Source organism: Moraxella sp. CTOTU49803 (assembly GCF_032097965.1).
Taxonomy (GTDB): Bacteria; Pseudomonadota; Gammaproteobacteria; order Pseudomonadales; family Moraxellaceae; genus Faucicola; species Faucicola tetraodonis.
Genome location: NZ_DAMCJP010000001.1, coordinates 593,758 through 616,783, shown reverse-complemented (window position 1 = coordinate 616,783; position 23,026 = coordinate 593,758). Strand labels below are relative to the sequence as shown.

Sequence of the window (23,026 nt, the reverse complement as noted above, 5' to 3'; positions counted from 1 at the left end):
CTGTCAGGTTGGTGACCTAGCGGTCTGTAAAGTTGCCAACTGGCTATTATGATATTGTATTGCCTTGTTGATCGCGGTTAATAGCCCTAGGGTTAATAGACCTAGTAGAACAACTAGTTACCTAAAAAATCAAGTTTAAGAAGTCAAGATTATGCACTACCCTGCTTGGAAATACTTTTTAATCGGCATTGTGCTGCTACTGAGCACCCTGTATGCCCTACCAAACCTTTATCCAGACAAGCCCGCCGTTCAAATCACGGGGGCTTCCGCGAGTACCACATTGACCAATGATGTGCTAAAACAAGCGGAAACTATCCTAAATGCCGCCAATATTCCAACCAAAAACAACAGTTTTGATGGTAAATCAGCTTTGTTAAAAATTGGTGATGAGTCGACTGAAACGCAGCTTAAAGCGCAACAAGTGCTAAAAGAAAAGCTTGGCAACAATTACGTTGTGGCGTTGAACTTGGCGCAAACCACGCCAGCATGGCTACGTAATATTGGTGGCAATCCTATTAAATTAGGGTTGGACTTGCGGGGTGGTGTACGGTTTGTACTAGAAGTCGATATGAGCAAAACCGTCTCTCAGCGTTTGGAAAACCTAACCCGAGATATTCGTACAGAGCTACGCAACCAAAAAATTGCCGTGACCAATTTACAAGCAGGGCAAAATAATCTGACGTTAAACTTTGTCGATAATGCCGCGCGTGATCAAGCCATGAATGTGTTACGTAGTCGCTTTGGGACAAATTACGAATTACAACCGCTAATCAATGCGGGGGGTCCAGCGATTAACATGACCTTGACCCAGTCAACGATTTCACAAATCTCTCAAGATGCGGTCACCCAAAACTTGACGACTTTACGAAACCGTATTAATGAGCTAGGCGTGGCTGAAGCCGTGGTGCAATCCCAAGGTGCCAACCGTATTGTGGTGGAATTACCCGGGGTACAAGATACCGCAGAAGCCAAACGGGTCATTGGTCGTACTGCCAATCTAGAATTTCGTATGGTGTCTGACCAAAACAATACTTTCCAAGCCAATCCATCTGGGGTATTGCCTGCAGGCACTGAAGCCTATTCATTTGGTGAAGTCGATAGCCCACAAAAAACCTTATTGGAACGTCAAGCTGTGGTCACCGGTCGAAACGTACAGGATGCCCAAGCAGGGATGGATCAAAATGGTCGCCCCCAAGTGAATATCACGCTGGATAACGCGGGTGGTCGTTTGATGCAAAACACCACAGCAAAATCAGTGGGCAAACAAATGGCGGTGCTGTTTATTGAAAATAAGCAGCGTGTCACCTTCCAGCCAGACCCAGTGACGGGTCAAAATAAAGAAGTAAGAACACCTTACGCAGAAAGCCATATTATCAATCAAGCGACCATTCAAGGCGTCTTTGGCTCAACTTTCCAAATCACGGGCTTAGATAGTAATGCAGAAGCCTCAGAGCTGGCTTTGTTACTTCGTGCAGGTGCGCTAGCGGCGCCCATGTATTTTGTTGAAGAACGTACTATTGGTCCATCATTGGGGCAAGATAACATCCAAAAAGGTATGTTCTCTACCCAAGTCGGCTACTTACTCGTGTTCTTATTTATGATTATCTTTTATCGTTTATTCGGCTTAATTGCCAATATCGCGCTGATTTTTAACTTAATGATGATTTTAGCCATCATGTCATTGATTGGTTCTGCCCTGACATTGCCGGGTATCGCAGGTATCGTGTTAACCATCGGGATGGCGGTGGATGCCAACGTGCTGATATTTGAACGCATCCGCGAAGAGCTTGCCAACGGCGCCAGACCAAAATCTGCGATTGTGGCAGGTTTTAACCGCGCATTTACCAGTATTTTTGATGCACAGCTGACTACCTTGATTGTCGCATTTATTTTATTTGCGATTGGTACAGGTCCGATTAAAGGTTTTGCTGTCACCTTAGCCATTGGTATTGCCAGCTCTATCTTCACCTCAGTGACCGTCACGCGTGCACTGGTACAGTTAGCTTATGGCTACCGCAAAACTGTCAAACGCCTAAGTATTGGTTAAGGAGCGAATAAATAATGAATGATGACAAGTTAGAGGATCTAGACGGTTTAGACGGCTCAGAACCCATCAACCCCGAGCAAAAACTCTCAGAGCTCGGCGTACGTCGTAGTGATGAAATAGCATCAAATAAACAGCACCGCAAAACGCCGCGCCGTAATGGTAAAGGGGTGAATAAAAATTTGGTCAAGCAACCTGCCAACTCCTCCGATACAACAACCCAAAACGCTGAGGTGGCTGTGGCGAACACTGCCAGTGCTGAATTTTCGGCAGAGGATTTTGGCGGTGAAAAACTTTTTGCCGGTCGGCGTATCATTAATTTTTTGAAAGTATCTAAACCTTTTGCCATATTATCTGCCATCTTAACGATTCTGGCTTTGGTCGCTATTTTAACCAAAGGTTTAAATCTAGGCTTGGACTTTACTGGCGGTGTGTCAGCCACGGTTGTTTATGAGCAACCCGTGCAACAAGCCCAAGTTCAGTCAGCCTTAACGAGCCATAAAATCAATGACAGTGTGGTGCAATATTTGGGCAGTAACAAAGAAATTCTGGTACGCCTGCCCCCGCAAAAACAAATCGAAGGGTTATCAAACTCTCTCGATACTGCGTTAGATTTACCCAATAACAATGCTACCATCAAGAACATTGACGTGGTTGGCAGTCAAGTAGGTAATGAGATTTATATCAGCTCCTTGGGGGCAACGGCACTGGCATTACTGTGTATGTTTATTTATGTGATGGTGCGTTTCCAAGCCAAATTAGCCTTAGGCGCGGTGTTGGCGTTATTTCATGATAGTATTATCACCGTGGGTATTTTCGCATTTTTCGGATGGCCGTTTGATTTGACCGTGCTTGCCGCGGTGTTATCACTGATTGGTTACTCGATTAACGATACTATCGTCGTATTTGACCGTATCCGTGAGAATTTCCGCCGTGTCCGTGGTGCTAGCCCAACGCAAATTGTCAATTTATCGCTCACTGAAACGCTACGTCGTACTATTATGACCATTTCAACGGTGTTGCTAGTGGTGGTCGCGATGCTGCTGCTTGGCGGCGAAAGCTTACATTGGTTCTCTGTAGCATTGCTCATTGGCTTGATTTTAGGTACTTTCTCATCGGTGTATATCGCCAGTGCGATTCCACTGTGGCTCGGTATGTCGCGTAAAGACTTTATTGTCGAAGTCAAACCAGAATTTGTTGAGGACGAAGTGGTTTTTGAAGACCGCAATGCGCCTATCAATGCGCCTATGTACGACAACAAAGCGTTAGATAATCAATAAATGGTTTGAGCGGCAAAAATACCCTACTTGCTAGGGTATTTTTATGGCTAGAATCTAAACAAGAATAGCAATGATGAAAAATGAATTGATGAAAAATGGGTTATGGCAACAGGCGTTTAAAGTAAGTTTTCCTGTGGCAATGGGCTATATCCCTGCAGGGATTGCCTTTGGCGTGTTGTTTGTGGCAGCAAAACTTCCTATATGGGCGGCGATTTTATCTAGTGTGGTGTTATACGCGGGTGCGGCGCAATATGCTTCTATTACGCTGTTAGCGGGCGGGGTTGGAATCTCAACCTTCGCCAGCAATACCTTAGCGATAAATTTGCGCCATGCTTTTTATGCCATTCCTTTGTTAAAACAATTACCAACCAATCCTATCAGTCGATTTTATTGCTTGTTTGCGTTAACCGATGAAACTTTTTCCGTATTAACCACCCTTGATGAAAATGAACGCCAAAGACTCATACTACCGGTGAGTTTGCTCAATCAGTGTTATTGGGTTATCGGTACCATATTAGGCATTATGCTGGGTGCAGGGCTCAATGATTGGGTGCCCCATTTGGATTTTGCGTTAGTGTGCTTGTTTGCTATTTTAGCCTACGAGCAGTTTAAAGCAGTCAAGGCTTACTATCCCATCTTCATCGCCATCATTGCGTTCACAGCGGCGTTTTATTTTATATCCGATTGGCTTTTACTATCAGCGATTTGCGTGAGTTTGGGACTCATTATCATCCACTTTTTTATGAGCAATAAATCTGCTCATGAGCAAGCTCTCTGACAGTTCAAACTATCTGACAGCTCAACCGCCAAAAAATTTATCCATTAATCGTTAGAATATTATGAACACACCACCTGATAACTTTTATTTAGTCGCCGCTACTTTTGCCATGGCGTTGGTGACTTTTCTCACCCGCATCACCCCAATAATTTTGCCAAAGCGATTATTGGATGCGCCCTTGTTGCTCGCGGTGAATAAAGCATTGCCATTATCCGTGATGACGCTGTTGATTTTAACTTCATTGCATTGGCAGCAGCCTAAGCCTATGAGTATGAGTCTGGGCTTATCGCCATTACTTGTGGCAGAGATATTGGCGCTTTTAGTGGTGTTGCTCAGCTATCATTGGAAAAAGCAATTACTGCTAAGTATGCTGGTGGGGATTGCTAGCCTTAATGGGTTTTTATGGCTACTAAATCTGATAGGTTTTCAATCCCCATAAAAAAAAGCCCTACTTGGGCTTTTTTTATGAAGGATAACTTATACCTCGGTTTGCACCCCGACGATATCCACAGGCGTATCAGCCACGTCTTGTATACCAGATTTTTTCTGTTTGGCTTTATCACTGCGTTTACGCTGCAATTCATCCAAATAATCTTCATCAATACCACCGGCGATGTATTTGCCATCAAATACCGAACAATCAAATTTTTTGGCATCGCTGTGTTTGTCTTGTACCGCTTCAATCAAGTCATCCAAATCTTGGAATATCAAACGATCCGCGCCGATGATTTTACACACTTCTTCCACACTATGACCTGAGGCAATCAGCTCATTGCGCGCTGGCATGTCAATACCATACACATTGGGATATTTGACCGGTGGCGCGGCACTGGCAAAATACACATTATTGGCGCCTGCATCACGTGCCATTTGGATAATCTCGTGACAAGTCGTGCCACGTACAATTGAATCATCGACCAACAATACGTTTTTATTTCTAAATTCAAAAGGCACCGCGCTTAATTTTTGACGTACCGATTTTTTGCGCTGCTGTTGACCTGGCATAATAAAGGTGCGACCGATATAACGGTTTTTCATAAAGCCTTCACGGTATTTTACGCCTAGATGCTGAGCCAGTTCCATCGCAGAAGTACGTGAGGTATCGGGAATAGGAATAACCACATCAATACCGTGATCTTCACCCCATTCTTTGATGATTTTCTGCGCTAACGACTCGCCCATACGCATACGGGCTTTATAAACAGAAATATTATCAATAATCGAATCTGGGCGGGCAAAATAGACGTATTCAAAAATGCAAGGTCTAAACTCTTTAGCTTCGACACACTGACGACTAAAAAAGTTATTGTTTTCATCGATAAAAATCGCTTCACCGGGCTTCACATCTCGAACAATATCAAAACCCAATGCAGTTAACGCAACTGACTCAGATGCCACCAGATATTCAAAGCCGCCATTTTCCGCTAATCGTTGACCAAAAATCAGCGGACGAATGCCATTGGGGTCACGAAATGCCAAAATACCATAGCCCGTAATCATGGCGACCACCGCATACGCACCTTCGATACGTTTGTAGACGGATGTCATCGCTTCAAAAATATCATCGGGACTTGGATGCTGGATACCGAGTTTTTGCATCTCATGCGCTAGCACATTGAGCAAGACTTCTGAATCAGAATCGGTATTAATATGGCGCATATCTTCCATAAACAGTTCTTTGGCAATCTCTTCTGCGTTGGTCAAATTACCATTATGCGCCAAGGTAATACCATACGGCGAATTGACATAAAAAGGCTGAGCTTCCGCACTGCTAGACGTACCAGCTGTTGGGTAACGTACATGCCCGATGCCTTGATTACCGACAAGACGCATCATATGACGTGTCATGAACACATCGCGCACCATGCCATTTTCTTTACGCAAAAACAGACGTCCATCTTGACATGTCACAATACCCGCGGCATCTTGCCCGCGATGCTGCAGCATAGTCAGCGCATCGTATAGCATTTGATTAACCGGACTGTGAGCGGCTATACCGACAACTCCACACATATTTTACCCCTTTGATTTTTCACGGATGGCTATGAGACCTGATGAAAATTGAATGAAACTACCTTATTTGGCGGCTTAGAAGATGTTAGCCGTCAGTTAAACTTACCAATGCTATTGGCCCATTTGCCCTATTCCTTCGAAAGCGGTTTTCCCCAGATTGGCAGCAAGCTGTTGGGTGATTTGTGTGGCAAAAGGTGCCATTGGCAGTAGCGCATTGGCAAACTTAGACTGCTGCCAAAAGTCACGTTGACCGACAAAAGGCGCCAATAAACTCAGCACCATCAACACAATGACCAAATTTTTGACCAAGCCAAACCCTGCGCCCGCCAATTTATCTAGAATGCTCAGTCTAAGCCCCTGCAAGGTTTTACTCATCACCCATAATACGATTTGCAGTCCCACGATGACAAATAAGCCAATTGCCAAGAATGCCGCAATGATACTAAGGCCGGTTGAGCCAGTGAATGACACAAAAAACGGTGCTAAAGGTTTTGCCAAATAACTGGCTAGCAGCAGTGCCAATAGCCAACCAAACATGCCCACCAGTGAGCGCATTAAGCCATTATTAAATCCCTGCCACAACCCCATAAACAATACAAACAACACTAGCATATCTAACAAAGTCATCGGGTCAAGCTCGTATCATGGGATTTACAAAGTAGACGGCGAATGTTGGCTTAGACGATAACCGTCAAGGGCTTCAACACAGGTTTGAATGAGCTCTGGTCCTTCATAAATCAAACCACTATAGAGCTGAATCAAATCCGCACCTGCTTCAATCTTTTTAACCGCGCGTTGACCATTGTCAATGCCGCCTACGCCGATAAGCGCAACTGAGCTCGGTAAGCGTTCGGCAAACTGCTCAAGAACTTGGGTACTACGGTGGCTCAGTGGTCGACCTGATAGCCCGCCTGCTTCTTGACTGATTTTGTAGTCTTCTACCCCATTACGGCTTAAGGTGGTATTGGTGGTAATCAGCCCATCAATATCAAAACGCACCAATTCTTTGGCAATATAATCAATTTGGTCTTCTTCCAAATCTGGGGCAACTTTCAGTACCAATGGCACATAATACTGATGTTGGCTAGCGAGTTGGCTGTGGCGTGATTTGATGCCATCAAGCAGCGCCGTGAGCGCATCACCACTTTGCAAGTCACGCAGGTTTTTGGTATTGGGAGAGGAGATATTCACTGTAATATAAGACGCGTAAGGATACACTCGCTCTAGACAATAAATATAGTCATCTAGGGCATTTTCAACAGGCGTGCTGGCATTTTTGCCAATGTTAATACCCAAAATGCCTTGATATTTTGCACGCTTAACTTGCTCGATGAGATAATCGACGCCTTTATTATTAAATCCCATGCGATTGATAATGGCATGGGCTTCTTTGATACGAAATAGACGGGGTTTTTCGTTGCCAGGCTGTGGTTTTGGGGTAATCGTACCAATTTCGATGTAGCCAAAACCCAATGCCGCTAACGCATCGATATATTCGCCGTTTTTATCAAGCCCGGCTGCCAAACCAACCGGATTGGTAAAGGTTAACCCCATACATTCTGTCGTCAATTCTTGCTTACCGTACAAAAACCCGAGCATCCCAAATTTTTGCGATTTTTCGAGTAATGATAACGTGATTTCGTGGGCTTTTTCAGGATCGGTGTTAAATAAGAACGGACGAAGAAAGGCATACATAGTTGAATAAGCACTCACATTGCATGGGTGAATCTAATTGACTCTGCCCTTTATACAAGCAGAACTAACCTATTTAGCTTGAGAGATAGCACCCGTTGACGTGCTGTCTAGACTATCTCGTCAAAATCAGAAAAGCTATTATATCAGTGTTGACGCTAAATAAACACCTGCAATTTTCTTTGCTTCACCGCTATATTAACTACCATATCAGCTATCAACCCAGAGTATTTAGAATATAGATTGCAGGATTTAGCTTTTAACGTCCTATAATCAAAGACTAAGGCACAGCTCGACCATTTGACAAGGCAATCCAACCACGAATAATGCGATACAGATGCCATAAGACTGTGGCGACGATTATCAGGCCGCCTAAAGCACCGACAATAAAACTACCACCCATCGTATGATTACTATCAACGGCGGCGCCAAAAAATAGCCCGCCAGTCGCAAAAATCACCATGACAAAACCAATCACCCAAAAAAATATACTGTACCAAAACGTTTTGATTTGCCAATCAAAGTGACTATAAAGCCACGTGTTTCTAGCCTCATCGCGCTTTAAGTAATTCATCACAATCGGAATAATCCAAGTCAGTCCCGCAGTAAAATAACTAAACAGCGCCAACGCATAAGTAATGTGGTTATAACTGATTTGGCTTTGGGTCACCGGTAAGTTTTGACTAAGCTGCGTGTATTGCGGTAACGCTGATGGATAACCATTCGCCCCACTACCAAATTGTGGATTGGCTGGGTCAGGTGTGTGAGCATCTGTTGGTTTTTCTAGGTTCATTATAATTTTCCATTAATGATTATTACTTTTTTTATCGGGTCATACACTAGAATTTCAATTGATTGTTATGGACTTTAGGGTGTTACCCAAATCGGCTCTCGAATGGTAAATGGTTGGTGGTTGCTATCGGCAAACTCGACCGTCCAGCTAACAGGGGACTGCTGTGATGCCAATGGTTTAAAGGTTGGTACTGGGATGATTTTTATGCGGTTTTTTGCCGAATAAAGTAAATAGTTGCCATCGGGCGAAAAGTTGGCAGGTTCAGCCAATCCTTCATCATTGATAGCGATATTTTTTTTAGTTGCCATATCTGCGAGCCTGCCTTGGCTATTATCGCTGACATAAGTGATCAAACGCCCCGAGGGACTAACCCGAGCGATGGCATTGGTTTTACCAGGCAAGTTTAAAGGCAAAAATTGTTGTTTTGCAAAATAGTACTGATAAAGTTGCGGTTGTAAAAATTTGGCTTTATCCGACGTAAATATAAAGGATTGACCATCTGGCAGCCACACAGGGGCTAAATCAATCGCTGGTTGATGGGTCAGTTGTTGTTTTATATTGCCGCTGCTATCGGTCAAAAAAATCTCTGGATTACCCATTTGGCTATTTGCTAGTAACAATTGGCGCCCATCGGGGGAGATTGCGCCGCTAAAATTATGGGTGCGTTTGGCAGAAACCGCAGAAATCTCAGTAACTTGCAAAGTCGCTCTATCAAGGATAACAACTTTAGGATAACTTTTGCCTGCTTGAACCGTAAAAATCAGGCGGTCGCCTAAGCGACTGGCGGATAAGCTCATTATCGTCCCATTGACCTTATACAAAGTCTTTGGGTCGCTGCCATCGATTTGGGTTTCAATCAGCTGCGCTTGGCGATTTTCCCCAAATCCGGTTAAATAAATAAAAATCAACTTACCTGACAGCTGGCGAGCATCCATGTGCGGCAAATTGGTGGGTACAGCCTCTATGACTTTGGGCAGTGAGGTCGAACCTTGCAGGGTGTTGTTGCTAGATAAGGTTGTTGATGGCGAGCGCATGGTCTGACAGCCTGTCATCGCCAAGCTAATTGCCATGACAATTGCCATAACAGCGGCGCACCATAAACGGGGTAAGAGATAAACATGCTTCATGTTATTTGTAGCTTGGTTAAGGTAAAACATTATTGGCGTCTGGATTGAGCCAAAGTGGTCCATAAATCAAGCCATTGGGTACGCCATTTTGGGATGGGCTAATACTGATGGATTTGCCATTCGATACAATGGTAATGACATTTTTATTGGAATAAATATAGTGTTGTCCATTGGGTGAGACACCTGGGGCTTCACTTAACCCAACGTTATTTACAGCGGTTACCGAGCGCGAACCCAGATCCATCACCGCGCCTTGATTGGCGCCCGACAAATAGGACATTTTTTTACCATCATTGCTGATGCGCCCCATACTGCTCAGTCCGCCGCCCGTCAAGCGTTGTTCACTACCGGTTGCCAGATTGTATAGATAAATTTGACCTTTATTACCGCCTTTTTTACCACCGGCTCTATCTGAAGTATAGACAAATGATTGGCCATCAGGCGCCCAACTAGGATAAATAGCCCCCACAGGGTCATTGGTCAAGCGACGAGAATTGCCACCTTGCGCCAAATAAATCTGCGGTATGCCGTTTTCAAAACTGCTACTAAATATCACACGGCCATCTTTACTCACGGACGCGCCATAATTCATGGCTTTAAAATTCGTCAAATTGCTGACTGCCCCGCTGACAATATTGGCAGACATGACCTGCGGATAGCCTAGCGTGTCGGGCTGAACTTGAAAAGTAAAGGTTTGATTGTCAGCAGAGGTATTTAGGGTTTTAATGGTACCGTTAAACTCATAAATCACTTTTGGGTTAAACCCATCCACGTCAGAAATGACCAAACGTGAGACACGGTTTTTGGGCTTGCCTGTTTCAACCACATACGCAATGCGCCCAGAAAAATCGCCTTTGATGCCTGTCAATATCTCATAGATACGGTCAGCAACCTTATGCCCTGCCATACGCAAACTTTGTGAGTTATTTTTGCTGGTGACGGTTTGCAGACCCTGCATCACCTCGCCTGTCGCCACATTAATCACTTCAAAATTAATTTCAACATTGCCACGGTTGCTGCGCGTATTGCCGACCACCAAATAAGGCACGGCGTTATGCTGCCAGACAGGCAAAGTGACTTCACTACTACTATGAGGTCGCTCTGGCAAATTACTATCCAAAGTAAATTGTCCCAAATTGGTCAAATCATTGGTGACAATCCCTGAGATACTCTCTGCGCCAGCAAATGGTACGATGGCGACTTGCAAGTTAGAGCGTGGTGCCTGCTTGACTAGAGTAAAGTCAACATTATCGGCAGCGTTCGCTAGAGGTGGCATCGCAGTGGTAGCCAAGGCAATGACTGCCGCTTTCAAAAAAGTCTTGTTCATAATTAGCCTGCAACATTTATAATTATTAAAAAAGTGATTTTAAAATAATAGCATTGTTTTGATCGCCAAAAAAGACTGGGCAAGACTAAGCGCTACTACACTATTTAGCTTTACTACTTAGATTTACTATTTAGCTTTAAAATTGCCCGTCATGGTTCTTGCGCCATTTGGCGGGGGCGGCAGTGGACTTGATTGGTTGATTGCTTGTTGTAAGCTTGCTTTAAAAGCGGCATCACTGCTACCGCGAATAGTGATATTACTAATTGTACCGTCCGCAGCAATGCTAAATGACGCCGTTAATGAATTGCCATTACTATTGGTTGGTACATTCCAGTTTGCATCAATCATCGCCATGACTTGGCTGACATAGCCTGCCGAACTCCCACCCGATGCACCACCACGTCTGCTAGAACCTTGACCGCCAGATAATTGCGATTGCGCTGCACCTGTAGATTGACCATCTTTACCCAAATCCAGTGACTTGATACTATTGTCACTTTGCCGCTCGCTATTGGCATTGAGATTTTTATTATAGGCGGCATTGTTCGCGCGTATTTCGTTTTTTACCTCGTCAATATTACTTTCGGCAATTTTATAATCTTGCAGATTTCGCTGCTGGGTTTCATTGCGCTGGTTTAATTCATCAATCACGCTTTGTCTTTCAGCTGCTACTTCCCGGTCTAACTTTTCAGCAAATAGCGCCTGCTCTTTTTCCCATTGCGCTTGCTTGGCAGCCAAATTATCTTTGACCGTTTCAATTTGATTTATTGAGGTCGAATGGGGCGTGTTCATTGGCACAGTTGATAGGGTTTGGGAATTTAAAGACGGTGTGGGCGCACCAGCCATCTCGCCAGCCGTGGCTTGGTTTTGCGCAAGCTCATTTTGTTGGTTGGCTTTGATTTGCCCTTCCATTGCCGACAACTGCTCAGGGGTAACCAACGACGTTTCCATGGGCGCTGGCTGGGTGTTATGATAAAAGAAAAACAATAACCCAACCACCAACGCATGGGCAATGGCGCTGAGCACAATCGCCCATACCGGGTAATCGGGTGTTTTGACGGGTACATAGACTGAGGTCACTTCAGCATACATCGTCTCAGTATTTCCTTATTCTAGCAAAAATGTTCAATCAAAAATTAAAAGGTCATCGTATTAGAAGGGTGCTTGATTAAAAAGCTACTTCATTAAAAAGCCATTTGATTAAAAGGCTAATTGCTGGCTGCTTTTGGCGGTGCCGTTAACAAGCCAACCTTTTGAATGCCCGCTTGCTGCAAGTTTGCCATTAATTGGATAATATCCCCATATTGGTTATTTTGATCGGCATTAATCATCACATTGACATTGGGCTTACCATCGAACTGATATTGAGGCTGAGATTGTAAATTATTCAAAGTCGCGATTAGTGCCTCTTCGCTCATTGGCTCATCGGTTTTGTCTTGGGTACTTAAATATAGCTGCCCATCAGATTTTAGTGACACAATCACCGGTAACTGCGTGCCTTGCTGTAGTGATTTGGTTTGCGCTTTTGGCAAATCAATATCCACCCCCGTCGTTAGCATGGGCGCAGTCACCATAAATATAACAAGCAACACCAACATAACATCAATATAAGGCACCACATTCATACCCGCATTGAGTTTTTGAGGACGGCTACGGCTGTAAGGATTTGCTTTCATAGTGTCAAGTTGTTCAATAAAATTTATCTAACATTCATTTAGCGTTTAGCATTTATCTAGCGAGCGGTGGCATCATGGCAGGTGAATTCATCCCTGTCGGTAAATTGGTAGCCGTATCCACAGTTTGTCGCAACAACATGCCTGTCATCTCATCACAGAACAGGCTACGACTTTGATAAACTTTATCGTTTTTTGCGGTAAAATGGTTGAAAGCCAGTGCCGCTGGAATCGCAGCAAACAACCCGAGCGCCGTGGCAATCAAGGCTTCGGCAATACCAGGGGCAACCGCAGCCAGTGTGGCTTGCGCAGAAGTCGATAAGCCCATAAAAGCCGTCATAATCCCCCAGACCGTACCAAGCAGACCGATATATGGCGAGACCGAGGCAATACTGGCTAGTAACGGCAATCCTTGCTCTAGCTCAATTTGTTGACGCCCTAAGCCAACGCGAAGTTTGCGCTCGACGCCTTCAATGATTTCACTACGCGCTTGGGTGTTTTTGAGCAGTTTTAAAAACTCACTAAAGCCAATAAAAAAGATTTGCTCAAGTCCACTTCTATCTGGGTTACCTTGAACGCCTTTGTATAGGGTTGGCAATTCAACCCCGGACCAAAAGGTTTGCTCAAAATAATTATCGGCGCGCGTGGCAATTGCCAAGCGACTACTTAAACGAAAAATAGTGACCCAACACAACAAAGAAGCAAATAATAAAATGCCCATGATAATTTTGACGAAAATACTGGCGTGCGTTACCAAACTAACGAGATCAATCGAGCCTTCCATAAAGTTATGCTTCCCCAACCATCCAAATTACTAAATATAAGTCACTAAATATAAATTACTAAATATTTTGATGCCAGCTTATTAACAGCCCGCCAGCCATACCCGATTAAAACCAAAAACCAAAAAACAAAAACTAGTGCAATTATAAGGTCGAGCACTAGAATTTACATAAGCATATTGTAACCAATAACATCTGCTAATCGTATAAAAACTTTTGGTAGATTTTATCAAGCAGCTTGACGGTCAAAGTATTAGAAATTCCCGCAGGTGACAAGGCTGCCATCAGTTGATTTTGGCGCGGGCTTCAGCCTTATAGGTGTCGCTGTGTTCTACTCTTTTCTTACTCATGGTAAACTCTGGTTTAGGATGCAAGTTTAGTAAATATTTTTCTTCCGTTTTTTTTAAGCATACCTCAAAAATTTTAAAATATTTTTTGTATAAAGCGTTAAGCTAAAGAATAGAGCTTTGACTTTATACAGATAATTGTTTAATTTAAGGGAGGAAAACACCCTCAGAAAAATTTTAGCTAATTCAATATTATAATATAGGAGATACAAATGGCTATTTCACTTAATAAAGGCGGTAACTTATCCCTGTCAAAAACAGATCCTACCCTAACACGGTTATTAATTGGTCTAGGTTGGGATGAGCGTGCCACATCAGGGGCAGAGTTTGACTTAGATGCCAGCGTATTTTTGCTTAATAATACAGGCAAAGTACGCGGTGACCATGACTTTATTTTTTATAACCAACTAAAATCTGACAACGGTGCAGTTGAACACACCGGGGACAACCGCTCAGGGGCAGGTGACGGTGATGACGAAGTGATCAAAGTTAACCTGTCACAAGTACCAGCCGATATTGAAAAAATTGCAGTCACTGTGACCATCCACGATGCCCAAGCTCGTAATCAAAACTTTGGTCAAGTATCCAATGCCTTTATCCGTGTGGTCAATGAAGAAACAGGGGCAGAGGTAGTACGGTTTGACTTAGCAGAAGACTATTCCATCGAAACTGCCATGGTATTTGGCGAAGTCTATAAACACAATGGCGAATGGAAATTTCGTGCGGTGGGTCAAGGCTATGCAGGTGGCTTAGCAGCTATGTGCCAACAATATGGCGTAAATATCGGCTAAATCAGATTTCAAGCAGCAATTTACCATTAAAATAATGATAAAAACTCATTAAATAAAGGATATGAAGATGGCGGTTAGTCTACAAAAAGGGCAAAAGATCTCACTTGATAAAGAAGCAGGCACGGCACTGACTCGGATCAAAATGGGTCTAGGGTGGGATGTTGCATCCACTCCAAAATCCGGTGGCTTTTTGGGCAGTCTATTTGGTGGTGGCGGTAATAATGATAGTATCGATTTGGATGCATCTTGCATTATGTTTGACGCGAGCAAACAGCCCATCGATGCAATCTGGTTTGGTCAATTGCAGTCAAAGGACGGTAGTATCGTTCATACAGGCGATAACCGCACAGGCGCAGGGGATGGCGATGATGAAGTCATCAATGTCGATTTATCTCGTGTCCCTGCTCATGTACAGTCACTGGTATTTACCGTCAATAGCTTTACGGGTCAAACGTTTGAGAAAGTTGCCAATGCGTTTTGTCGTATCGTTAATGCCGGCAATAATAGCGAAGTAGCTCGCTATAACTTATCAGCCCAAGGCAGTCATACCGCGCTGATTTTAGCAAAGATTTATCGCCACAATGGTGAATGGAAAATGCATGCGATTGGCGAAATTGCCAGTGGTCGTACCTTTCATGATTTGATGCCCGCTATTACACCACATGCCTAAATTTAAATTGTAGATAAAAATGCCCTATTTGACTCTATTTGCAGTCAATGGGGTATTTTTTTATTCGGATAATCAAAAAAATAATAAGGAAACACGATGCCAACTTTGGTACCTGGGGCAAACACGCCTATCCCCCACACGCCTTGCCAAGTGGTAGTAACCAGCCAAAATGCCAATCGTTTTGGGGTTGAGATGGGGTGCGTTTGGATAGCGATGGATGCGAGTCGCCGAGCAACTACCAGCCCTGCTTATCTGCATGAAAGCAAAGATTGGGCAGCGGTGACAGTCGAGAGTGATAACATCCATGTTTGGACATTAGACTTAGCCAATGTCTTTTCCCAAAATCAAACCCAGCATCTGCAACTGATCGTGTATGCTTACCAAGACGCGAGTGTGATTGCCCCAGCTGTGGAAGTCAATGATCTGGGTATCAAAGTCGCTAGCGATATTGACTATGCGTTTCATACCCCAGAGCGCCATATCAAAGCCAGTATTGTACTGGAGATCTACCAGCGTAATGGGCAATATAAATGCCGAGCACTCGCGGAAACATCTAGTCAAAGTCTAGCCAATTTTGCCGAACGTTTACAAATCAGCCTTGACGCCCGTTACCCTAACAACATGACGACAGGCAACGTTTTGCACGCCATACCAGACAACAGACGTCCTCGCCCTCAGCCAGGTGACACTTGGACTGGGACGGCTTTTGCAATTGATCCCTATCATTTACTCACTTGTGAACATGTGGTGGACGGGACAACGCAAATCGCACTGCGTCAACAAGGATATCCCGATATGGAATGCCAAGTGGTTCTGACAGATGAAGGTAGTGATACAGCGTTACTTAAAGTCAATCAGCCTTTACCAAGTTATCTGCCCGTGCGAGAACGTGGCTATGACTTGCTGGGTGAGCAGATTACCACGCTTGGTTTTCCGCTAACAGGTCTTGGTAGCCAATTACAAGTCACCCAAGGCAATATCGCAGGGCTACAAGGCATTGGCAATGATATTCGTTTTATGCAGTTTACTGCGCCAATTCAGCCTGGCTCAAGTGGCAGTCCGCTCCTGCTTCCCACAGGCGAAGTGGTCGGTATGGTTACCCACACCATTGCCAATACCCAAAACATGAATTATGCCGTCAAATATCAATTATTATCCGCGCTTTTGACCAGCTGCGGTCTTAATGTAGGCGAGCTTACCCACAATATTAGCCAAACACCCCTATCCACGCCTCAGATTACCAAACAGAGTAAATCTGCTTTGTGGTTAGTTGGCTGTGGTGCGTGACAGCTTTTTATCAGACTGAACTTATCGAAGTCAGCAGAGAAGATATACAATCAAAAAAGTTAACACTTTAGACTCACAACGATTAAAAAATCACTCAATCAAGCGCTAATACTGCAGCAGATGGCTAAATGCGTCTAGATTTTTGGTGGCTATTCACGGGTCGGCAATAAAATGCTGTGTTTGGGCATAAGATTGTGCCTCTGATTTGATTAGTGCCAACCATTCATTGGCAATGACGGGATGCGACTGAAAATATGCCATCATCCAATGGGCTAACGGCGTAGGCACGGGCACAAATTGGGTGGAAGGCAAAATGGATTGGGTGCCATTGGTTTCATCACTGTCATACACAAGCTCAACCTGCGGATTTTTTAGAATGATTTCCAACCCGGTAATCTGCCAATTGGTAAAAGCATTATCAATCGCATAAGGCAAAGCTTCTGTTTGAGATAATTTTGATGAGAGGTGGATGGGCTCAAATGTTTTGCTAGTATTCACCCAATGCAGACGCAAGGCAATATCAGGTTGTTGGTAAAACACCACTAATTTGCCAGCAAACTTTATTTGCCAAGGATTGACTACTTGGTGGAGATGAATGCCAAGCATTTGCGCAAATTGTTCTCGCGTCAGCAATCGATCAAAGCTTGCTAGCAATTGACCATTTAACGGATGTTGCAGTTTGAGTAGGTCAGATAAATACTCATAATGGTAAATAAATTTCATAGGCAAGTGCTGTGAAATAACCCCATCCGTCACTTGACACCGATGCACTTTCCACTGCGGCATGGTATCAGTGATAAGCGCAAGCAAATCTATGATTGTATTATTGTTTGTACTCTTGGCTATAGTTTGTGTATTAACATCCGTTTGAGTGACTAGCAAGCGATTTCCTTTTAAATGATTTGTCTATCTAAATGGTTTGTTTATCTAAATGATTTTTTTCATCATAATGACTTCATTATAAAACTTTTTTCATTTATTTGAGCCAAAAAAAATCATTACATGGTGAAATGTAATGATTACTCAAAAAAACTGTGGTAGTTAAAAGTTACAGTTAATAATAAGCAGCGTTTAGCAATAAGGCGACCGCTAAAAAGAACCAAATCATAAAGACGGTACTAAGCCATTTACGATGATAGCGCCAAGACTCATCATCGATTTTATTATCGGTTGCCCAATCATCCACCAAATCATCTTTGGCTGATTTTTTTGGTGGCTTTTTTGGTAGTTTTGCAGACTCTTTAACGTTATCTTTACACCGCAAGTCTTGGGTTAATTGATTGTCCTCATCTTGCATAGTAAAGAAATTAGACGGGTAATCTGCCAAATACGTTTGCTGACTATCATAGCGCGGTAATAGGGATTTAATAGGTGCCTGACTATAATCACTCTCATCCACGTCACCAAAAACTAATTGAGAAGCCATACTTTGAGATGTTAGGCCCCTCTTTATATTGTCATGTGTTTTGTTCATCTTCATGTAAAATACCCCTTTTTGATAGCTAACATTATAGGGATATCGTGCTTTAATTTAAGCATAGGTTTAATTGTGGTTTTGTTATGCTTAGCTAACTTGTATTAGCAAATGTGCAGATTTGAAACCGTTTGTAAACCACTAATAATTAAACTCATTGACAGTTAATTTATATTTTGGTCATGATTAAACCATTTATTTAACCTTTACTTTAAACAACTTATCTTCTATCGATGAATATTTGTTGTTCAGAGGCTTTGACAAAATCTTCATAAGAAACCACCCCTTGACTATTAGGGGCATTTGTTGTGGAATTACTGCTGCCCGTCTGCGCGCGCTCATCTGAACCTTGATTTAGGTTATTGGGATTTGAGCTATTAGGATTTAGGGTATTGGGATTAGCGGTGTCAGTTGGCGCCTCAGGCATCTGATTAGTCCTACTTGGCGTATTGGCAAGTGTATCTGTTGACACTTGATTGGTGGTCATAGCGGGATTGACATTCGCTGGCGCGGTGGGTTGTGGGGTGGAAGAGACGCCGTTTCCTAATTGCTCACCGGTAATTATTACCGCTTCTGTTCTTAAATTCTCTGGTTGAGTGGTCGAAGCGGCAACAGCGGAAGCAGTTGCAGGCAATGCCTGTGACGATTGACTAGGTTTTGCTGCCGTCACAATGACATTGTTTTGAGTGTCTCTACTGTTTCTTATCACTTGATAACTGTGATAACTCTGATAACTGGGCACGACAACTTGGGTTAACAAACCGATGAGTGACATGACTAAAAGCGGAATCAATACCATCAGTACCGTTTTCAATTGGCTAGCAGGTCTAGCAGGTAAGCCATAATAATTGGCGCCTGCCGTCCCTTCGATTGCTAGCAAGTAAAGGTAAACTAAGATATTTACCCCAGGCACTAGCATCAATAGCGCAAGCCACCCTGTTTTGTTAAGGTCATTGAAGCGGCGTTTGCTAACGGCAAGCTGTAGATAAAACAAAACCGCCACACCAACACTACTTGCACCAAGCAAACTCATCGGCAACTGCTCACTACTGGCATTTACCATGCCTTGAAAGCCACCAATCATCACAAATAGCAAAGCGACCAGCATTAATGCTATCAACGCATTGAAGGTGGAATACGCTAAAAACTGAACACGGCTAACCCGACCGTGCCAATCAAAAAACCGACGATTATTAAAGCCTTCATGCAGCTCGGTTAACGTGACAAAAGACGTACCAGCTTCAGTTTCAATTATTTCATCAACTTGATGCACATTATCGAAACTGGGTTCAATCGGGGGTAAAGACTGGGCTTTTTTTGGCTTGGGTAGACGGATGGCCATAATGAGCAACTTAATTTAGAGGTTTAAACTTTTTTTAGCGTAAGGTTTTTAGCATAATATTTTTAACGTAGTATTGCCCAAATTTTATAATATATTGGTTAGAATATCTTGAAATGGCGACATAAATTTGACATTTTTTGTAACATTGATTTAGTGACATTGATTTAATGGTTTGGCTTGATAGCAAATTTATTGAATGAGTAAACAGCTTTTAACCCCGATAACACAACGCTGTAATTATCATTGAGTATTGATATGGATATTTCACAACTCACTTATTTTGTGGTAGTGGCAAAAGCAGGTAGTTTTAGCCAAGCTGCCAAAACCTTGGCTATATCACAGCCATCGCTAAGCCGCCATGTGCAGCAACTTGAAAGCGAGCTGGGTGTCGAGCTGCTGGATCGCTATCACCGCCCAATGACCTTAACTGCAGCAGGGCATTTTTTTTTGGCACAGATTGAGCCAATATTGTTGCAACTTGAGCAAGCCAGTGAGTTGACTCAGCGCTTTGCCCAACCGCATCGAAACAATCATTTGACGATAGGATTTGTCGCCTCAGTGCTATATGGTTTGTTGCCTGAGATTATTTCTACAGTCAAACAGCGACACCCAAATTTGGATATCAAGCTGGTCGAAATCAATTCAGAGCAGCAAATGTCAGCGCTAAAGTCGGGAGACATCGATGTAGGGTTTGGAAGATTTCGGCACAGTGACAACTTTGTGCAACAGATATTTTTACGCCATGAGCGCTTTGTGGTGGCGCTGCCGATGGCGCACCCCTTGGCAACACGCCCCGATGATATCGGCATCGCATTCAAAGAGTTGCTAGAAGATACCCTCATTTTGTATCATCGCACGCCCTTGCCAATGCTGCAAAATCCGCTATTTAATGGCGAAACTGACCAACTCATGTATTTGTTTGCCCGCTATCAGTTGTCACCTCATTTGACCACCAAAGTGCGCGATATCCAAATTGCTTTGGGCTTGGTGGCGGCAGGTGAAGGTATCACCTTAGTGCCTGATAGTTTAAAAACCGTCCGTACCGAGCAAATTCATTATCATCGTCTACGTCACGAAGATGCGACAACCCCGATTTTTATGAATGTACTGGCACACCAATCCAATCCGTATATTGATGATTTACTGCAGGCGACTTACCAAGTGTATGAAGCTAAAGGCATTACCTACTCTAATCAATCGTTAAATTAAAGACATTTATATTAAAGGCTCTTATATTTAAGCCTTTAGTAAAATTTTATTTGCTTAGGCTAAATTGACGCTCTTGGTTGACACGGCTGATAAATTGTTGGGTAAATGCTTGATAATCCACGTCCGCAAAATCTTCTAGACGCAACATGGTCATGCCGGCATAGCCACAAGGGTTAATCATTTGAAATGGGGTCAAATCATTTTGTACATTGATGGCGATGCCATGATAACTAAAGCCGTGTTTTATCTTAAATCCCAGTGAGGCAATTTTACCAAGTTCTAAATCGTCTTGGTTATACACATACACCCCTGGCGCATCTGCACGCGCTTTGGCATAAAAATCTGGCGGCAAATAAGGCGTGATGACATCAATGATGATGTTTTCAGCTTTGCTGACCAAATCGCGCACGCCCCACCCCAAGGCATTTAAATCAAATAAAAAATACACCACTAATTGCCCATGACCGTGCCAAGTGACTTGACCGCCACGATCGGTGTGGATTATGGGGGTATTATCTCTTTGCAAAATATGTTCAGGTTTGCCAGCTTGACCCAGTGTAAACACATTATCATGATCTACAATCCATAACTCATCAGCGCTAAGCTGCGCCTGCTCGCTGCTGGCAGATTTTTTTTGCTCGATACGTGATAACACGCGCGCCAGCATCGCCGCATGGGTGGGTTCATATTGAGCGTTTTGCAAATATTTAATTTCTAATGGTAACATCGCATTTCCTTGCAGTATCTTTTTGTGTTTGTGTGACAAACCGCTTATTTGTCGTTTGTAGCAGTAAGATTGACTTTGCCCAGTTGTAAAAGAGATTTTTCTAGCACTGGCTGATAATCAGTCATATCACGCTCTGCGACTGAGCCCAAATTTGTTAATTGAATGGTTAATTGACTGACTGGCATCAGCATCGCAGGGTTGGCGATACCGCTTTTTGCAAAACCGATGGCTAAACTGGCGTTATCGCCGCCCAAATAAAAATCTTTGATGGTAAGTTGATCGTCAGTCGGCTTATCGTTGTTCTCATTGTTATTGGGCGAGGTAGTTGCAAAATCCAGCGTTAAATCCTGCTTTTCTTGAGTGACCAAGCTGAGCTCGTCATAGCCTCTATCCGCAAGATAAAGCGTATCTTTGCCACCGCCTGCATTGATGATGGTATCATGACCAAATCCTTTGGTGAAATAATATAAATCATTGCCCGTGCCACCCACTAGCATATCATCACCAGCATTGCCGATGAGCACATCATCATCAGCACCGCCTAGCAGCCTATCTTGACCGCTATTACCCACTAGCACATCGTCCCCCTGACTACCCCATAATAAATCCCCTACGCCCTGCTGTCCAAGTACAGAACCATCAATATGGTGATTGATAATGACGTCATTAGCTAAGGTGCCAAAATGCTGGTTAGCTTTATTAGCAAGGGATTTGGCTTCATAACTGTTCCAATCCAGTGGCTTGCCAAATGCTTGCTGATAATCTTGCGATATACGCGAAATGGCAAAACGGTTATTCAAGAACACCAAGGTATTGTATTCATCATACGTATAAAGTGGCGCGTGAAACTGCCCACTAGGCAACATGCTTTGATTAAGGACTGCCAATTGGGTTATTTTGTCGTTTTCACTGATTGCTTGGCGCATGATTTCATCGACTTCAGTAAACACATCTTTATCTTGCGGTTTTGCCGCGTTATCGAGCCACAAGGGTTTGACAAACCGTTGATACCCCAATTCTTTTGCCACCAAAAACTCATAATAAGTTGCCTCACCCTCCGCTTTGGCGCGTGCCATTCCATAGGCTTGTGGCGTATCAAATTGATACAAATTGTCTTTATCACTATTGATTTTTTGGTATTGACCGGTTGCGTGTCCTAGCTCATGGGCAATGTTCAAAAAATTTTTGTAACTTTTAGCAATATGAATGGTATTGCCGTAGGCTTTTGCGCCGACACCGACGGTGGTATCTTGCTCATCAATGAGTAAGTTACCTTGAAATCGATTGAGCAAATTGACCAAGGTAGGCGATTTTTCGATATCTTGGACATTAAATCCCGATTGAACCAAATAGACATTGTTGGGATTGTTAAGATCTAACGCAGGCATGACCTTCCTTTACGTAAGTGGCTTTTTAGTTAGTTTAGGTAGTTTCTTTAAGTGGCTTTCTTTACCTGTTTTTTTACTGCTTTTTTAAGCGGATTTTCTATCAAGTAACGCTTAATGACAGTAAAAAGTTATCACAGCAAAAAGTGAGTTTTATAGCGGCATTGCCTCATGCACAGTTATTGCACAGACCCTATCGTCGGATAAATGTATAGTAAGCAATATAAATTTTAAAAAACGTCAGCAAGCTTAATCAAATTTTAAGCCGGCTGTTAACGCGCTATT

The 23,026-nt window shown here is 43.3% G+C and carries 22 protein-coding genes; 8 read left to right on the top strand and 14 right to left on the bottom strand.

The window, feature by feature from the left end:
* Positions 1-151 precede the first annotated feature (151 nt).
* The 4 genes from secD (at position 152) to RT422_RS02750 (ending at position 4,541) form a co-directional block, all read left to right on the top strand.
* The gene (gene secD / locus RT422_RS02765) at positions 152-2,047 is read left to right on the top strand and encodes a protein translocase subunit SecD (protein ID WP_313421194.1); all 1,896 of its coding nucleotides are present in this window, start codon (positions 152-154) and stop codon (positions 2,045-2,047) included.
* A 14-nt stretch (positions 2,048-2,061) separates the two neighbouring features.
* Entirely contained in the window at positions 2,062-3,324 is a 1,263-nt protein-coding gene (gene secF, locus RT422_RS02760; RefSeq protein WP_313421193.1) for a protein translocase subunit SecF, read from the top strand.
* A gap of 70 nt (positions 3,325-3,394) precedes the next feature.
* Positions 3,395-4,102, top strand: a complete 708-nt coding sequence (locus tag RT422_RS02755) for an AzlC family ABC transporter permease (RefSeq protein ID WP_313421192.1) — start codon at positions 3,395-3,397, stop codon at positions 4,100-4,102.
* A gap of 61 nt (positions 4,103-4,163) precedes the next feature.
* A complete protein-coding gene (locus tag RT422_RS02750) occupies positions 4,164-4,541 on the top strand; it encodes an AzlD domain-containing protein (RefSeq protein WP_313421191.1) in 378 nt (125 codons plus the stop codon).
* A 38-nt stretch (positions 4,542-4,579) separates the two neighbouring features.
* Here RT422_RS02750 and purF read toward each other — a convergent pair whose 3' ends face one another.
* From purF to tolQ, 9 genes are all read right to left on the bottom strand, one after another.
* Positions 4,580-6,115 carry an amidophosphoribosyltransferase gene (gene purF, locus RT422_RS02745; RefSeq protein ID WP_313421190.1) on the bottom strand — a complete coding sequence of 512 codons (1,536 nt, stop codon included), beginning with the start codon at positions 6,113-6,115 and terminating at the stop codon, positions 4,580-4,582.
* Positions 6,116-6,226: 111 nt separating this feature from the next.
* Entirely contained in the window at positions 6,227-6,742 is a 516-nt protein-coding gene (locus RT422_RS02740) for a CvpA family protein (protein WP_095355465.1), read from the bottom strand.
* A 24-nt stretch (positions 6,743-6,766) separates the two neighbouring features.
* Positions 6,767-7,810 (bottom strand): quinone-dependent dihydroorotate dehydrogenase, encoded by a 1,044-nt coding sequence (locus tag RT422_RS02735; protein ID WP_062330420.1) that lies wholly within the window; start codon positions 7,808-7,810, stop codon positions 6,767-6,769.
* Positions 7,811-8,087: 277 nt separating this feature from the next.
* Positions 8,088-8,600, bottom strand: a complete 513-nt coding sequence (locus RT422_RS02730) for a DUF4870 family protein (RefSeq protein WP_007116703.1) — start codon at positions 8,598-8,600, stop codon at positions 8,088-8,090.
* Positions 8,601-8,674: 74 nt separating this feature from the next.
* Positions 8,675-9,682 carry a hypothetical protein gene (locus tag RT422_RS02725; protein WP_313421189.1) on the bottom strand — a complete coding sequence of 336 codons (1,008 nt, stop codon included), beginning with the start codon at positions 9,680-9,682 and terminating at the stop codon, positions 8,675-8,677.
* Positions 9,683-9,743: 61 nt separating this feature from the next.
* Complete coding sequence (locus tag RT422_RS02720; RefSeq protein ID WP_313421188.1) at positions 9,744-11,054, bottom strand: TolB periplasmic receptor; 1,311 nt, start codon at positions 11,052-11,054, stop codon at positions 9,744-9,746.
* A 126-nt stretch (positions 11,055-11,180) separates the two neighbouring features.
* On the bottom strand, positions 11,181-12,146 hold the full coding sequence (locus RT422_RS02715) for a cell envelope integrity protein TolA (RefSeq protein WP_313421187.1): 966 nt from the start codon (positions 12,144-12,146) through the stop codon (positions 11,181-11,183).
* Between the two features lie 116 nt (positions 12,147-12,262).
* Positions 12,263-12,730: a protein TolR gene (gene tolR, locus RT422_RS02710; protein ID WP_159676249.1), complete on the bottom strand. Its 468-nt coding sequence runs from the start codon at positions 12,728-12,730 to the stop codon at positions 12,263-12,265.
* A gap of 52 nt (positions 12,731-12,782) precedes the next feature.
* Positions 12,783-13,511, bottom strand: coding sequence for a protein TolQ (gene tolQ / locus RT422_RS02705; protein ID WP_313421186.1), 729 nt, complete (start codon positions 13,509-13,511; stop codon positions 12,783-12,785).
* A gap of 557 nt (positions 13,512-14,068) precedes the next feature.
* On the opposite strand from tolQ, the gene RT422_RS02700 reads away from it, so the two are divergent.
* From RT422_RS02700 to RT422_RS02690, 3 genes are all read left to right on the top strand, one after another.
* Positions 14,069-14,647, top strand: coding sequence for a TerD family protein (locus RT422_RS02700; RefSeq protein WP_007116710.1), 579 nt, complete (start codon positions 14,069-14,071; stop codon positions 14,645-14,647).
* 67 nt (positions 14,648-14,714) lie between these two features.
* Entirely contained in the window at positions 14,715-15,317 is a 603-nt protein-coding gene (locus RT422_RS02695; RefSeq protein WP_050324412.1) for a TerD family protein, read from the top strand.
* Between the two features lie 96 nt (positions 15,318-15,413).
* The gene (locus RT422_RS02690) at positions 15,414-16,604 is read left to right on the top strand and encodes a serine protease (RefSeq protein ID WP_313421185.1); all 1,191 of its coding nucleotides are present in this window, start codon (positions 15,414-15,416) and stop codon (positions 16,602-16,604) included.
* A 153-nt stretch (positions 16,605-16,757) separates the two neighbouring features.
* Here the strand turns inward: RT422_RS02690 and RT422_RS02685 are convergent, their stop codons facing one another.
* The 3 genes from RT422_RS02685 to RT422_RS02675 all read right to left on the bottom strand — a co-directional run bounded on the left by RT422_RS02685 (position 16,758) and on the right by RT422_RS02675 (position 19,420).
* Positions 16,758-17,486 carry a hypothetical protein gene (locus tag RT422_RS02685; protein ID WP_313421184.1) on the bottom strand — a complete coding sequence of 243 codons (729 nt, stop codon included), beginning with the start codon at positions 17,484-17,486 and terminating at the stop codon, positions 16,758-16,760.
* 172 nt (positions 17,487-17,658) lie between these two features.
* Entirely contained in the window at positions 17,659-18,030 is a 372-nt protein-coding gene (locus RT422_RS02680) for a hypothetical protein (protein WP_313421182.1), read from the bottom strand.
* Between the two features lie 268 nt (positions 18,031-18,298).
* Entirely contained in the window at positions 18,299-19,420 is a 1,122-nt protein-coding gene (locus RT422_RS02675; RefSeq protein WP_313421181.1) for a DUF805 domain-containing protein, read from the bottom strand.
* 255 nt (positions 19,421-19,675) lie between these two features.
* Between RT422_RS02675 and RT422_RS02670 the strand changes: the two genes are divergently transcribed.
* A complete protein-coding gene (locus RT422_RS02670) occupies positions 19,676-20,629 on the top strand; it encodes a LysR family transcriptional regulator (protein WP_065252623.1) in 954 nt (317 codons plus the stop codon).
* A gap of 46 nt (positions 20,630-20,675) precedes the next feature.
* Here RT422_RS02670 and lipB read toward each other — a convergent pair whose 3' ends face one another.
* Positions 20,676-21,356 carry a lipoyl(octanoyl) transferase LipB gene (gene lipB, locus RT422_RS02665; protein WP_050324406.1) on the bottom strand — a complete coding sequence of 227 codons (681 nt, stop codon included), beginning with the start codon at positions 21,354-21,356 and terminating at the stop codon, positions 20,676-20,678.
* A 44-nt stretch (positions 21,357-21,400) separates the two neighbouring features.
* On the bottom strand, positions 21,401-22,744 hold the full coding sequence (locus RT422_RS02660) for a calcium-binding protein (protein ID WP_096488864.1): 1,344 nt from the start codon (positions 22,742-22,744) through the stop codon (positions 21,401-21,403).
* Positions 22,745-23,026: the final 282 nt, after the last annotated feature.